Here is a 12,588-nt window from a genome sequence, read left to right on the forward strand (position 1 = left end):
CACTGTCTCCCTACCGCCCGTCGCCGATCTGGCGCCCTGCTGTCCCCGCGTCCGGCGCCCGCACGCTCCGCGCGGGCGCGCCGGTCGCCGTTCCCGCAGCATACGGGGGTTGCGGCGGACGCCAGTCGGCGATGGAGGAGAAGCTCCGCAGCAGGAGGTCGGGGCCGAGCCGTGACGCCGCCGCGACGAGGGTGTCGCGTACGGCGACGAGCGGGGCGCTCGTCAGGTGCGTGAACCGGGAGGCGCGCGCCGCCCGCCGGACGACTTCGGTGGTACGGGGGACACGCGCCGCACTGTAGGCGGCGAGCCCGGCCGACAGCTCGGCGAAGGCCGCCGGGCAGGGGGAGGCCGCCGGATCCGCGGAGGCCTCCGGATCTGAGAAAGGCGCCCGGTCCGCGAAGGACGCCACGGACGCGGTGGCCGACGGGCCGGTGACTGACGCCAGGTCCGCGTCCGGCGCCGGGCCTGCGACGCGTGCCATGTGGTGGGCCAGGACCACGCCGTCCTCGATGGCCTGGTTGCCGCCCTGGCCGAGGCTGGGCGTCATGGCGTGCGCGGCGTCACCGACGAGGGCGACGCGCCCCCGGTGGAAGACGTCGAGCGGCTTCGCCAGGTAGCGGACGTCGTTGCGCAGGACGGCATCCGGCTCGACCGCGGCCAGCAGTTCGGGGATCGGGTCGTGCCAGTCGGCGAAACGCCGCGTCAGCTCGGCCTTCTCGCCGTCGGGCGCCCTGCCGCCCTCGGGCAGCCAGGCGGTGGCGTACGCGTAGACCCTCCCGTCCTTGAGCGGCTGCGTCCCCCAGACACCGCCGCGCCCCCAGGTCTCGTGGGGCGCGAAGGCGCGGGCGGGCGCGGGGCCGATGAACCGCCATGCGGTGAACCCCGCGTAAGCCGGCTTCGGATGAGCCGGGAAGAGCGTCGCGCGCACGGTGGAGTTGATGCCGTCGGCGCCGACGACGAGATCCGCCTCGATGTCGCCGCCCTCCGTCGTGACGACCGCGCGGCGGCCGGTCGAGCCGGGGTCCGCGAGACGGGCCCCCGCACCGGTCCGCAGGGCCTCCTCGGGGAGCGCGGAGACCAGCAGATCGATGAGCGTGGCGCGGTGCAGCATGACCAGCGTTCCGCCGTACACCCGCTCGGCCTCGGTCGCGTCCGTGCGCACCAGCCAGCGGCCGTTCCGGGCGCGCATCCCGATCCTGCCCTGCCAGGCGCCGAGCTCGCGGACCCGGTCGCCGAGGCCGAGGACGTCCAGGGCGCGCTGGGCGTTGGGGGCGAGACCGATACCGGCGCCCACGGGTTCCAGCGAGGGCGCGCGCTCGATGACGGTGACGCGCCAGCCGGTCCTGTGCAGACCGATGGCGGCGGCGAGACCACCGATCCCGCCGCCGATGACCACGGCGTGGGGCTGCTGCTGTTGCTTCATGGCTGCTCCTCCTCCTGCTCGACGGGTGTGCCCAGCCGCCCCGCCTGCCGACCCGGGTGAGGACGCGCATGGCCTACGGAGTTCCCGCAACTACATCTGTAGTGAGCGCGACACCGCGACCGTACTACACCTGTAGTCGCACCGGGTAGGGTCTACGCCATGGCCGAACGAACCGCCCCGGGATCGCCCCGCCCCGTCCTCATCGCCGACACCGCCCTCGCCCTGCTCGCCGAACGCGGCATGCGCGGACTCACCCACCGAGCCGTCGACGAGGCGGCGGGCCTGCCGCAGGGCTCGACCTCCAACCACGCCCGGACCCGGCTCGCGCTTCTGGAGGCGGCGGTGCGGCGGCTGGCCGAGCGGGAGGCCGAGGTGCTCGACCCCGCGGCACTGCCGGACCCGGCGGCGGGCCGGGAAGCCCTGGCGGCGGGCCTGGCCCTCGCCCTCCACCGCTACCTGACCGGCGGCTACCGCCCCCTCCTCCTCTCGCGCTACGAGCTGGCCCTCGAAGCCACACGCCGACCGGAGCTCCGCGCGTACTACGACGCGACGGGCGCCCGGTTCCGCGAGCCACTGGAAGCCCTGCTCACGGCGGCGGGCTCCCCCGCCCCCGCACGTCACACGCTCTCCGTGGTCGCCTGGTGCGAAGGCCTGATGTTCGCCTGCGCGGCAGGGCCATACCACGCGACGCCCCCGACGGAGGAGGACCTACGGAGGGGAGCGGCGGAGCTGCTGGCGGGGATGCTGCCGGACTGACGCGAGACGCCGACGCCACCCCGTCACCGCGCCTCGACCAGCACCCGGGGACCGTCGCCCCGTCACCTCGCCGTGTCCACCGCCCGTGGCCCTGTCGCGACCCTCGCCCCCGGAACCGTCACCCCGTGACCCCCGCCGCGGCCCTTTCCCACCCCCGGAACCGTCACCGCGTCACCCCAGCGCGATCGTCACCCCGTCGCAACCGTCACCCATGCAGGGCACCCCTCACCCGTTCCCGCCCCAAGGAGCTCCCCCCTCCTCAAGAGTTACGCGGATGCATCGATCGACGACCACCGCTGCCGCCGCGCTGCTCCTCTCCGTGGCCGTGCCCGCCGCCGTATCCGGCTGTGTGAGTGTCGAGCAGCCGGGCGGTAGCGGCCCGGCGGCCACCGCCCAGCCGTCCGCACCGCCGCCCCCGCCGCCCCGCACCGACGCGCGGAACCGGGACCGGGCCGAGCAGCCCCCGGCCAGGGAGGTGCTGGAGCGGATGGGGCCACCCCGCCCCCATCCGCGCCGGAGCCCCGTCCCCGCCTCTCGCCCCTCGGCCCCGCCGCCCCGCTCGGACCAGCCCGCACCCCCGCCGGCACACAGGCCTCCCGCCGCCCGACCGGACACCGGAGCCACCCGGGCCGTCCCCGCGCCGCCCGCGCCCGCCGCCCCCCGTACGGACGTGTGCGCGCTCGGCGAGACCTACGGAGGCTGGCAGCCCGGCAGCCCCCAGGCCGTCATCTGCCGTGAGGCCTATCGCCCGTGACCCGCGGCGGCGGCGCGCCGCACCGCCGCCGGCGCGTCACTCCGTCTCGCTCCCCTCCCCCACCTGCCGCTCCAGTCTCGCGAGGGCCGCCTTGATGCCGTTCCCGTACCCGTCGTCCTCCAGGGAGCCCGCCGCGCCGCGGGCCCGGCGCAGATGGGTGCGGGCCGCCGCGGGACGGCCCAGCTTCACGTAGTCCGCGGCGAGGTTCAGGTGCAGCGAGGGATACAGGCCCCGGACCGCCAGCGACCGGTGGTGTGCGCTCAGCCGCTCGTCCGTCAGCTCGTCGGCCGCGGACAACGCCCGCAGGTCCCAGGCCAGTTCGGCCGAGGGGTCCTCCTGGGTGTCCGCCATGTAGTGCGCGAGCGTGCAGCGGTGCAGCGGGTCGCCGTCCTCGCCGATCTCCCCCCACAGCCCGAGGAAACGGCCCTGCGCCTCCTCGCGGTCTCCGCCGTGATGCAGCATGACCGCCTGCCCGATGCGTGTCATCACCGCGTCGTCCGCCGCCTGCTCCTGCTGCTCCGTCACCGGGTCCTCCATGGTCGTGCCGCCTGCACCCGCGTCCCTCACGACGCTAGCGGCCACCACTGACAATCGCGCTCAGGCACGTTCGGACGTGGGGCGCTCACCCGCGCCGCTGGGCCAGCCCGGTGACGCCGCTCGCCCCCCTCGGCGCGGCGTACCGGCGGGCCGGGACACGTGCGACCACACGCTCGATGCCCGATGAGGCGTGGCCGGTCAGCCGATGTCCGGGATGCGCCAGTCGATCGGCTCGTGCCCCTGGGCCGCCACCGCGGCGTTTATCTGGGTGAAGGGGTGCGAGCCGAAGAACTTCTTCGCGGACAGCGGTGACGGGTGCGCGCCCTTGACGACGACGTGCCGCTCCTCGTCGATGAGCGGCAGCTTCTTCTGGGCGTAGTTCCCCCAGAGCACGAAGACCGCCGGGTCGGGGCGGGCCGCCACCGCGCGGATCACCGCGTCCGTGAACTTCTCCCAGCCCTTGTTCTTGTGGGAGTTGGCCTCACCGGCGCGGACCGTGAGGACCGCGTTCAGCAGCAGGACGCCCTGCTGGGCCCACGGCATCAGATAGCCGTTGTCCGGCACAGGGTGGCCCAGCTCCTCCTTCATCTCCTTGTAGATGTTCCGCAGGGAGGGCGGGGTCTTCACGCCGGGGCGCACCGAGAAGCAGAGCCCGTGGCCCTGGCCCTCGCCGTGATACGGGTCCTGGCCGAGGATCAGGACCTTCACCTGGTCGTACGGCGTGGCGTCCAGGGCGGCGAAGACCTCGTCGCGCGGAGGGTAGACGGGGCCTTGTGCCCGCTCGCGCTCGACGAACTCGGTGAGCTCCTCGAAGTAGGGCTTCTGAAGCTCCTCGCCGAGGACTCCGCGCCAGGAAGCGGGCAGCATGGCGATGTCGGTCACGTCAAGAACCTCCGGTGTGCGATCACTTCTGACCACAGAACCTACCGGCGACCACTGACAATCGACCCCGCCGCCCGGCCGCCCCCGTCCGCCACCCAACCTCCGGGCCGTCAAGCCACCCGCCCCCCGACCGCCAACCCGCCGGGCCTCCCCCCTACCGGGCCACCCGGCCGCTACCAGCTCGTCTTCCGCTGGAGCTCCCACATCATCATGATCGCCGAGGGGTCCAGGGCGCGTTCACCGCCCGCGATCTCCTCGCTGGCCACGATGTACTGCTTGCCCTGCCAGAGCGGCAGCAGCCGCACGTCGTCGACGAGGATCTGCTGGGCCCGTTCGAAGTCGTCGACCACCGCTCCCCTGTCGGTCTCCCTGCGTTCGCGCGGCAGGATCTCTTCGGTGATCTCCTTCGACGCGTACGGCGTGTTGAGCACGTTCTTCGCGCCGACGAAGGGCGCGATGAAGTTGTCCGCGTCGGGGAAGTCGGGGAACCAGCCGCGGCCGAAGACGGGGTACTCGCCCTTGCTGTAACCCTCCTGGAACTCGTTCCAGGGACGGCTCTTGAGCGTGATCTCGAACAGACCCGAGGCTTCGAGCTGCCGTTTGAGTTCGGCGAACTCCAGGGCGGTGGCCGATCCGTAGCGGTCGGTGGTGTACCAGAGGGTGAGCGGCACCGGCCCGTCGATGCCGGCGTCGGCGAGGATCTTCCTGGCCTTGGTCACGCTGGGGTCGCCGTAGTCGTCGAAGAAGCCGGTGGCGTGCCCGGTGAGCCCCCTCGGGACCATCGAGTACAGGGGGTCGACGGTGTCCTTGTAGACCTTGTGGGCGATGGCGGGGCGGTCGACGAGCTGCGCGAAGGCCCGCCGGACCGGCAGTTTGCCCGCCCAGGGGTCCCGCGTGTTGAACACCAGGTAGCGGATCTCGGTGCCCGCTCCCTCGACGAGTGCGATCTTCTGCTCGTCCGCGCCGTCGCCGCTCTTGCTCTGCGCGTCGATGACGTCACCCGCGTCCAGGCCGCGGAAGGTGACGTCGATCTCCTGCTTCTCGAGGGCGTCGACCATCGCGGAGGACTTCTTGAAGTAGCGGATGGTGACGCCGTCGTTCTTGACGTCGGCCGCGCCCTTGTAGTGGTCGTTCTTGACCAGTTCGGCCTTCTCACGGGGCTCGTACGCCTTGAGCGCGTACGGCCCGGAGCCCGTGAGCCCGTTGCCCGTGCGCAGCTTGTCCGCCGGGTACTCGCGCGGATCGACGATCGACATGGCGGGTGTCGACAGCACGAGCGGGAACGTCGCGTCCGGCTTCCTGAGCCGGAAGACGACCGTCCGCTCCCCCTTCGTCTCGACCTTGTCGAGCGAGCCGAGCAGGCCCATGGGCCCGCCCTTGACGACGCCCTTCGCCTCCAGGGTGCGCATACGGTCGAAGGAGTGCTTCACCGCAGCCGCGTCCAGTTCGTGCCCGTCGGAGAACTTCAGGCCCTCGCGAAGCTCGCAGACATACACCGTGTTCGACGCACCGTCGAACGCGCAGGACTCCGCGGCGTCCGGCTCGGGCTCGGTGGCCCCCGAGGGCAGGCTGAGCAGCGTCTGGAAGACGTTTCTGTACAGCTCCCAGGAGCTGTCCCAGGCTTTGGCGGGGTCCAGGGTGCTCGGGGCGCTCATCGTGCCGACCGTGATCACCTGTTCTCCGTCCGACCCCTCGGAGGACAGTGCCCCGCACCCTGCGACAAGGGACAGCGACATGAGTGCCGCCACGGGTCCCAGGCCCCTCGTCAGCTTCGCGGGGGGAACATCACTGAACACGCGCACGCTCCTCGATCGGCCTCGTCGTGGGGGGTCGGCAGACCATATCCGCAGTGCCCCGCCACGCCAACCAGTGGCGCGCACGGGGCACTTGATGCGGGTCTACGTCCCGTTTGACGGCGTAGCCGACGGTTGCGACGCCTTCGTCAGCCGACGCCCGCGTTGAGGAAGATGCCGCCATCGACCACGAGTGTCTGGCCGGTGATCCAGTCCGACTGGCTGGACGTGAGGAACGCGGCGGCGCCCCCGATGTCCTCGGGCACGCCGAGCCTGCCGAGCGGGTAGGAGGCCGCGGCCTCCGTCTCGCGGCCCTCGTACAGCGCCTGGGCGAACTTGGTCTTGACCACGGCGGGCGCGATGGAGTTCACGCGGACCTTCGGCGCGAACTCGTGTGCGAGCTGCAGGCTGAGGTTGACCATGGCGGCCTTGCTCATCCCGTACGCCCCGATGAAGGGCGAGGCGGAGACGCCCGCGACGGAGGCGATGTTGACGATCGCGCCGCCGTTCTCGCTCTGCCAGGCCTTCCAGGTCTGCTGGGCGAAGCCGAGCGCCGAGATGACGTTGGTCTCGAAGACCTTGCGCGCCACGTTCAGGTCGAGCTCGGACATCGGCCCGAAGACCGGGTTCGTGCCCGCGTTGTTGATCAGGAAGTCGACGCGCCCGAACGCCTCCATCGCGCGTTCGACGGCGACCGCCTGGTGCGCCTCGTCGTGGGCCTTGCCCGCGACGCCGATGACCCGGTCGGATCCGAGCCTCTCGACGGCTTCCTTGAGGGCGTCCTCATTGCGTCCGGTGATGCAGACGCGGTCGCCGCGGGCGACCAGGGCCTCGGCGATGCCGTAGCCGATGCCGCGGCTCGCACCCGTGATGAGCGCGGCCTTCCCACTGTCCTGCACAGCCATGATCTCCCGCCTTCCGGGTCAGTTGAGCGGGCCGCCGGCCACGTACATGACCTGCCCGGAGACGAACCCGGCCGCGTCGCCCGTGAAGAAGGCGATGGCGTTGGCGATGTCCTCGGGGCGGCCGACGCGCTGCACCGGGATCTGGGTGGCGGCGGCCGTCTGGAACTCCTCGAAGTCCATGCCCACGCGGTCGGCGGTGGCCTTGGTCATCTCGGTGACGATGAAGCCGGGGGCGACCGAGTTGGCGGTGACGCCGAACTTGCCGAGCTCCTTGGCGAGGGTCTTGGTGAAGCCCTGGAGGCCGGCCTTGGCGGCGGCGTAGTTGGCCTGGCCGCGGTTGCCGAGGGCCGAGGACGAGGAGAGGTTGACGATACGGCCGAAGTTCGCGTCCACCATGTGCTTCTGGACGGCCCGCGACATCAGGAACGCGCCGCGCAGGTGCACGTTCATGACCGTGTCCCAGTCGCCCGCGCTCATCTTGAAGAGGAGGTTGTCGCGGAGCACACCGGCGTTGTTGACGAGGATCGTCGGCGCGCCGAGCTCCTCGGCGATGCGGGCGACGGCGGCCTCGACCTGGGCCTCGTCGGACACGTCGCAGCCGACGGCGAGCGCCTTGCCACCGGCCGCGGTGATCCGCTCGACGGTGTCCTTGCAGGCGGCCTCGTCGAGGTCGATGACGGCCACGGCGCGGCCCTCGGCGGCGAGCCGTACGGCGGTCGCCGCGCCGATGCCTCGCGCTCCGCCGGTCACGACCGCGACGCGCTGCTCAGTGGTGGACATGCTGGTTCTCCTCGCCCTTGGATACGGCTCTTGGGGTGCGGCCCACGGTACGCCCCGATGGTGAGCGACCGCTTAGTACCTTCAGCTGGACGAGACGCTAGAAGCCCTGGCACCGGGTGTCAACGGCCCACAGCCGTGCTGTGACGCGTTACCTCACCAGGAGGTCGAGGAGGCGGTCCGTCTCCGCCGCGGGATCGGCCGTCAGTCCCGTGTGCACCGGGCCCGGCTGCACCACGGTGGAGCGGGGCGCGATGAGCCAGCGGAAGCGCCGCCCCGCGTCGTCCCGCTCCGCCTGGCCCGCCGCCGCGCCGCCCGCGCAGACCCGCTCGACCGCGCCGAGGGCCGCCCTGATGCCGTCCACATCGGCCGCGGGGTCGAGGGCGAGGAGCTTGGCCTCGTCCAGGTGGGTGCGGGCGGCCACGTAGGACTTGGCGCGGCAGTAGACCACCACGCCCGCGTTGAACTGCTCGCCGCGCTCCACGCGCGGGACCACGCGCACCAGCGCGTACTCGAAGACGTCCCGATCCGTCATGTGGCGGCTCCCTTCGGCTGCGGCTCGCCGAGCGCGATCCGTTCGTGGATGGTCGCGGCGCGGGGCAGCAGGGCCGCCACGTACGCGTGGCGCACGTCGTCCGGTGTCGCGAAGCCCGGCTCGTCGGTGAGCCAGACGTCGGGCACCTCGGCGGTCACCTCGGTGAGCAGTTCCTCGGTGACGAGCGGGGCGAGCTCCGCCGCGGCCGAGGCCACGTCGGGCCCGAAGGCTCCCAGCACATGGTCCGTGGCGTCGTACGGCTTGGCGGACGCCGTCGCGGCGGTGCGCCAGTTGTGGTGCCAGATCATGCTCGCCCCGTGGTCGATCAGCCACAGGCCGCCCTGCCACAGGAGCAGGTTCGGATTGCGCCAGGAGCGGTCCACGTTGTTGATCAGCGCGTCGAACCAGACGACGCGTCCCGCCTCCGCCGCGTCCACCCCATGGGCGAGCGGGTCGAAGCCGAGCGCTCCGGAGAGGAAGTCCATGCCGAGGTTGAGGCCGCCGCTCGACTTCAGCAGCTCCTGCACCTGCTGGTCGGGCTCGCCGAGGCCGACCACCGGGTCGAGCAGGATCTGCGTGAGCCGCGGCATCCGCAGCCCCAGACGGCGCGCGAGCTCACCGCAGATCACCTCGGCGACCAGCGTCTTGCGGCCCTGGCCCGCGCCGGTGAACTTCATGACGTACGTCGCGTACGCGCCTTGGCCGTCGACGGCCTCGACGACGCCGGGGAGCGATCCGCCCTCGCGCAGGGGCGTGACATAGCGGACCGCGGTCACTTCGGTGAGCATCGCCCCAGATTACTGGCGGCCGGGCGCTGTTCGATCACTCGCCCCGCTGCCTACAGTGCCGCTCATGGACGCACCGGATCTCCCTCGGCAGTTCGCGCGCACGGGCCGCTTCACCCTGGGCGCGCCCCAGGGCCTGACGCTCTCCGAGGACGGCCGGCGGCTGCTCTTCACCCGCTCCGGCGCGGGCGACGACCCGGTCGGCGGGCTGTGGCTGTACGAGGACGGGGCCGAGCGCCTGCTCGTCGACCCGCTCCGTCTGGGCGCGGCGGGCCCGGAGACCGAGGCGGAGCGTGTGCGCAGGGAGCGCGCCCGGGAGGTCGGACAAGGAGTGGTGGCCTTCGCGGCCGACCGCCACGCGCGCGTGGTGGCCTTCGCGCTCGGCGGCGCCCTCTGGGTGGTGGAGCCGGGCGGAAGGGCTCCGCGCCGCGTCCGCACCGCGGGCCCGGCCTTCGACCCGCGCCCCTCACCGGACGGGACGCTGATCGCGTACGTCACCGGGGGCGCCCTGCGGGTCGTCGGGGCCGACGGCACGGACGACCGGGCCCTGGCGGAACCCGAGGGGCCCGATGTCACCTACGGGGTCGCCGACCACGTGGCCGCCGAGTCGATGGACCGCCACCGGGGTTTCTGGTGGTCCCCGGCGGGTGACGCGCTGCTCGTCGCGCGCGTGGACGCCTCCCAGGTGCGGCGCTGGTGGCTCGCGGACCCGGCGCGGCCCGAGCTGGCGCCCCGCGCGGTCCGCTACCCGGCGGCAGGCACCGCCAACACCGAGACGTCCCTGCACATCCTGCGCCTGACAGGGACCCGCACGCGGGTGCGCACTCCGGAGCGGGCCGGTGAGGGGCACCCCGGCGGTACGTGGACGGACGACCGTTTCGCGTACGTGCCGACGGCGGCCTGGGACGCCCACGGCCCCCTGGTCGGCCTCCAGACGCGCGACCAGCGCTCCGTGCACGTCCTGGAGGTCGACGCGGCCACGGGCGCCACGCGGACCGTGTGCCGCGTGCGCGACGAGGCATGGGTGCCGCTGGTGCCCGGCGCGCCGCTACGGACCCCGTCCGGCGCCCTGGTGCGGTACACGGCGGTCGACGGGGACACCCGCGGCCTCGCCGTGGGCGAGGCGACGACGCCCGCCGGGCTCCAGGTGCACGAGGTCGTCGGCGCGGTGGGCGAACGGGTGTTCTTCACCGCCTCGCAGGAGCCCACGGAGATTCATGTCTGGTCCTTCGACCACCGTCCGAGCCACCGCCGGAGCCGGGGACGGAGCCAGGGCCAGGCCGGGGTGGACGCCGTCACGCGGGTCAGCGAGGGCCCCGGCGTGCACACGGCTGTGCTCGGCGGCGACACCGTGGTCCTGGACAGCCGGACGCCCGAGGGGCGGACGGTGACCGTGCTGAGCGGCGGCGAGCCCGCGGGGCGGATCGGTGTGCTCTGCGAGGAGCCCGTCGTCGTACCCCGCCCCCGGCACCTCACGCTCGGCGAGCGGGAGCTGCGGGCGACGCTGTACCTGCCGTCCTGGCACGAGCCGGGCACCGGGAAGCTGCCGGTGCTGCTCTGCCCGTACGGCGGCCCGGGGCTGCGGCTCGTCGTCCACGCGCGCGTGTGGTGGACCGTCGTCGCCCAGTGGTTCGCGGAGCAGGGCTTCGCGGTGCTCGTCGTGGACGGGCGCGGCACCCCGGGGCGCGGCATCGCCTGGGAGCGGGCGGTGCACGGCGACCAGTTGACGCCGGTGCTCGACGACCAGGTGGACGCGCTGCACGCGGCGGCCGGGAAGTGCCCCGACCTGGATCTCGGCCGTGTCGGCATCCGTGGCTGGTCGTTCGGCGGCTACCTCGCGGCGGGCGCCGTACTGCACCGCCCCGACGTCTTCCACGCGGCGGTCGCGGGCGCGGCGCCCACCGAACTGGAGCTGTACGACACCCATTGGAAGGAGCGCTACCTGGGTCATCCCGACGTACACCCGGAGCAGTACGAACGCTGCTCCCTCGTCGCCCACGCGCACCGTCTGACACGGCCGTTGATGCTGGTGCACGGCCTGACGGACGACAACGTCTTCCCCGCGCACCTGCTGCGCTTCTCCTCGGCGCTGCTGGCGGCGGGCCGACGGCACACCGTGCTGCCGCTGTCCGGCGCGAGCCACCTGGTGTCGGACCAGGAGGCGGCGAACCTGCTGCGGTGCGAACTCGACTTCCTGAAGTCCTCTCTCGGTTCCCCGCCGGCTTCCTGACGGTTTTGAACACCTGGCCGCGCGGAGCCGTACCCCCCGGCATGACGACTCATGAGGAACCCCTCCCCGGACCCTGCCGCCGCACCGTCGTGGCGACGATCGGCGCCGCGGGCCTCGCCGCCGCGCTCACCGCGTGCGGCAGCGGCGACGAGGCCAAGGACTCGGCCGAGCCCGCGGGGGCCGAGCCCGAGGGCGACGGTGCCGCCGAGACCGTGCTGGCGAGCACGGCGGACATCCCGGTGGGCGGCGGCAAGATCTTCAAGGATGAGGGGGTGGTGGTCACCCAGCCCAGGAAGGGCGAGTTCAAGGCGTTCTCCAACCGGTGCACCCACAAGCAGTGCCCGGTGACGAGCGTCGAGGGCGACGCCATCATCTGCCCGTGCCACGGCAGCAAGTTCGACATCGCCGATGGCAGCGTCAAGCAGAACCCGGCGACCCGACCGCTGCCGGCGGCCGAGATCTCCGTGGACGGTGACGCGATCACACTCCTCTGACGGCTCTCACCCGATCCGTGGCCGTTTCCAGACGTCGAGCACGTCCTCCGTGGTGGTGACGGTGGCGACCAGGGCGAGGGTGTTGCGGACCACGGCCGGGGTGTAGTCGGCGGGGACGCCCGCGATGGCGTCGGCGGGCACGACGGCGGTGTAGCCGAGGTTCACGGCATCGAACACCGCGTTCGGGATCGCGACGTTGGCCGAGACCCCGGTGACCAGGAGGGTGCGGCAGCCGAGGTTGCGCAGCAGCGGGTCGACGTCGGTGCCCGCGAGCGGCGACAGGCCGTGCAGGCGTCGTACGACCAGGTCCTCGTCGGTGACCTCGATCGGCGGCGCGATCCGTACGGCCGCCGTGCCCGAGAGCTGCCGCACGGGCAGCCGGCCGGCGGCGCGGAAGAGCCGGGCGTTGCGGTTGGCGCCGCGCCCGTCGGGGCGCCGTTCGGCCACGGCATGCAGGACCTGGACGCCGTGGCCGTGCGCGGCGGCCACCAGCTGCGCCACGTTGTCCAGGGCCCCGGACGCCCTGGCCTCCGCGGCGAGTTCGGGCAGTGCGCTCTCGGCGCCCACGACGCCCTGCTGGCACTCGACGGTCAGCAGGGCCGTGCTCGCCGGGTCGAGGATCTCGCTGAGCTGTCCGTACGACGGCATGGGTCCCCCTGTGGCGGTGGGCCGGGGCGCCGGCGCCGCCGTCGCGGGCCCGCGGCTCCCGGGGTCCGC

General features: G+C 73.0%; 13 protein-coding genes. 4 read left to right on the forward strand and 9 right to left on the reverse strand.

The window, feature by feature from the left end:
* Window positions 1–10 precede the first annotated feature (10 nt).
* The gene (locus tag DCW30_RS14205; protein WP_079250197.1) at window positions 11–1,423 is read right to left on the reverse strand and encodes an FAD-dependent monooxygenase; all 1,413 of its coding nucleotides are present in this window, start codon (window positions 1,421–1,423) and stop codon (window positions 11–13) included.
* 159 nt (window positions 1,424–1,582) lie between these two features.
* On the opposite strand from DCW30_RS14205, the gene DCW30_RS14210 reads away from it, so the two are divergent.
* Together DCW30_RS14210 and DCW30_RS14215 are read left to right on the forward strand one after the other, a co-directional pair.
* Window positions 1,583–2,179: a TetR/AcrR family transcriptional regulator gene (locus tag DCW30_RS14210; RefSeq protein WP_076687218.1), complete on the forward strand. Its 597-nt coding sequence runs from the start codon at window positions 1,583–1,585 to the stop codon at window positions 2,177–2,179.
* A gap of 274 nt (window positions 2,180–2,453) precedes the next feature.
* Complete coding sequence (locus DCW30_RS14215) at window positions 2,454–2,933, forward strand: hypothetical protein (RefSeq protein WP_076687217.1); 480 nt, start codon at window positions 2,454–2,456, stop codon at window positions 2,931–2,933.
* Between the two features lie 36 nt (window positions 2,934–2,969).
* On the opposite strand, the gene DCW30_RS14220 is transcribed toward DCW30_RS14215, so the two are convergent.
* The 7 genes from DCW30_RS14220 to DCW30_RS14250 all read right to left on the reverse strand — a co-directional run bounded on the left by DCW30_RS14220 (window position 2,970) and on the right by DCW30_RS14250 (window position 9,150).
* The gene (locus DCW30_RS14220; protein ID WP_063802867.1) at window positions 2,970–3,458 is read right to left on the reverse strand and encodes a tetratricopeptide repeat protein; all 489 of its coding nucleotides are present in this window, start codon (window positions 3,456–3,458) and stop codon (window positions 2,970–2,972) included.
* 210 nt (window positions 3,459–3,668) lie between these two features.
* The gene (gene ung, locus DCW30_RS14225) at window positions 3,669–4,352 is read right to left on the reverse strand and encodes a uracil-DNA glycosylase (RefSeq protein WP_076687216.1); all 684 of its coding nucleotides are present in this window, start codon (window positions 4,350–4,352) and stop codon (window positions 3,669–3,671) included.
* 173 nt (window positions 4,353–4,525) lie between these two features.
* On the reverse strand, window positions 4,526–6,088 hold the full coding sequence (locus tag DCW30_RS14230) for an ABC transporter substrate-binding protein (RefSeq protein WP_076689564.1): 1,563 nt from the start codon (window positions 6,086–6,088) through the stop codon (window positions 4,526–4,528).
* A gap of 206 nt (window positions 6,089–6,294) precedes the next feature.
* Window positions 6,295–7,050, reverse strand: a complete 756-nt coding sequence (locus DCW30_RS14235; RefSeq protein ID WP_062781517.1) for an SDR family oxidoreductase — start codon at window positions 7,048–7,050, stop codon at window positions 6,295–6,297.
* An 18-nt stretch (window positions 7,051–7,068) separates the two neighbouring features.
* Window positions 7,069–7,830: a 3-oxoacyl-ACP reductase FabG gene (gene fabG / locus DCW30_RS14240; RefSeq protein ID WP_062781515.1), complete on the reverse strand. Its 762-nt coding sequence runs from the start codon at window positions 7,828–7,830 to the stop codon at window positions 7,069–7,071.
* A gap of 148 nt (window positions 7,831–7,978) precedes the next feature.
* Window positions 7,979–8,362: a DUF3037 domain-containing protein gene (locus DCW30_RS14245; RefSeq protein ID WP_076687215.1), complete on the reverse strand. Its 384-nt coding sequence runs from the start codon at window positions 8,360–8,362 to the stop codon at window positions 7,979–7,981.
* Window positions 8,359–9,150 carry a HipA family kinase gene (locus DCW30_RS14250; RefSeq protein WP_076687214.1) on the reverse strand — a complete coding sequence of 264 codons (792 nt, stop codon included), beginning with the start codon at window positions 9,148–9,150 and terminating at the stop codon, window positions 8,359–8,361. Before DCW30_RS14250 ends, DCW30_RS14245 begins: the two co-directional genes overlap by 4 nt.
* A 64-nt stretch (window positions 9,151–9,214) precedes the next feature.
* Between DCW30_RS14250 and DCW30_RS14255 the strand changes: the two genes are divergently transcribed.
* Entirely contained in the window at window positions 9,215–11,377 is a 2,163-nt protein-coding gene (locus tag DCW30_RS14255) for a S9 family peptidase (RefSeq protein WP_076687213.1), read from the forward strand.
* Between the two features lie 41 nt (window positions 11,378–11,418).
* Complete coding sequence (locus DCW30_RS14260) at window positions 11,419–11,871, forward strand: Rieske (2Fe-2S) protein (protein ID WP_076687212.1); 453 nt, start codon at window positions 11,419–11,421, stop codon at window positions 11,869–11,871.
* A gap of 6 nt (window positions 11,872–11,877) precedes the next feature.
* Here DCW30_RS14260 and DCW30_RS14265 read toward each other — a convergent pair whose 3' ends face one another.
* Window positions 11,878–12,519, reverse strand: a complete 642-nt coding sequence (locus DCW30_RS14265; protein ID WP_076687211.1) for a cysteine hydrolase family protein — start codon at window positions 12,517–12,519, stop codon at window positions 11,878–11,880.
* Between the last annotated feature and the right edge of the window lie 69 nt (window positions 12,520–12,588).

The sequence above is a fragment of the Streptomyces alfalfae genome (genome assembly GCF_004127445.1).
Taxonomy (GTDB): domain Bacteria; phylum Actinomycetota; class Actinomycetes; order Streptomycetales; family Streptomycetaceae; genus Streptomyces; species Streptomyces alfalfae.

Bases quoted from the DNA above. Each gene is read 5' to 3' on its own strand.
- DCW30_RS14260 (WP_076687212.1), top strand. From the start codon at position 11,419: ATGACGACTCATGAGGAACCCCTCCCCGGACCCTGCCGCCGCACCGTC.
- DCW30_RS14235 (WP_062781517.1), bottom strand. From the start codon at position 7,050: ATGGCTGTGCAGGACAGTGGGAAGGCCGCGCTCATCACGGGTGCGAGC.
- DCW30_RS14210 (WP_076687218.1), top strand. From the start codon at position 1,583: ATGGCCGAACGAACCGCCCCGGGATCGCCCCGCCCCGTCCTCATCGCC.
- DCW30_RS14230 (WP_076689564.1), bottom strand. From the start codon at position 6,088: ATGTCGCTGTCCCTTGTCGCAGGGTGCGGGGCACTGTCCTCCGAGGGG.
- fabG (WP_062781515.1), bottom strand. From the start codon at position 7,830: ATGTCCACCACTGAGCAGCGCGTCGCGGTCGTGACCGGCGGAGCGCGA.
- DCW30_RS14250 (WP_076687214.1), bottom strand. From the start codon at position 9,150: ATGCTCACCGAAGTGACCGCGGTCCGCTATGTCACGCCCCTGCGCGAG.
- DCW30_RS14255 (WP_076687213.1), top strand. From the start codon at position 9,215: ATGGACGCACCGGATCTCCCTCGGCAGTTCGCGCGCACGGGCCGCTTC.
- DCW30_RS14265 (WP_076687211.1), bottom strand. From the start codon at position 12,519: ATGCCGTCGTACGGACAGCTCAGCGAGATCCTCGACCCGGCGAGCACG.
- DCW30_RS14205 (WP_079250197.1), bottom strand. From the start codon at position 1,423: ATGAAGCAACAGCAGCAGCCCCACGCCGTGGTCATCGGCGGCGGGATC.
- DCW30_RS14215 (WP_076687217.1), top strand. From the start codon at position 2,454: ATGCATCGATCGACGACCACCGCTGCCGCCGCGCTGCTCCTCTCCGTG.
- DCW30_RS14245 (WP_076687215.1), bottom strand. From the start codon at position 8,362: ATGACGGATCGGGACGTCTTCGAGTACGCGCTGGTGCGCGTGGTCCCG.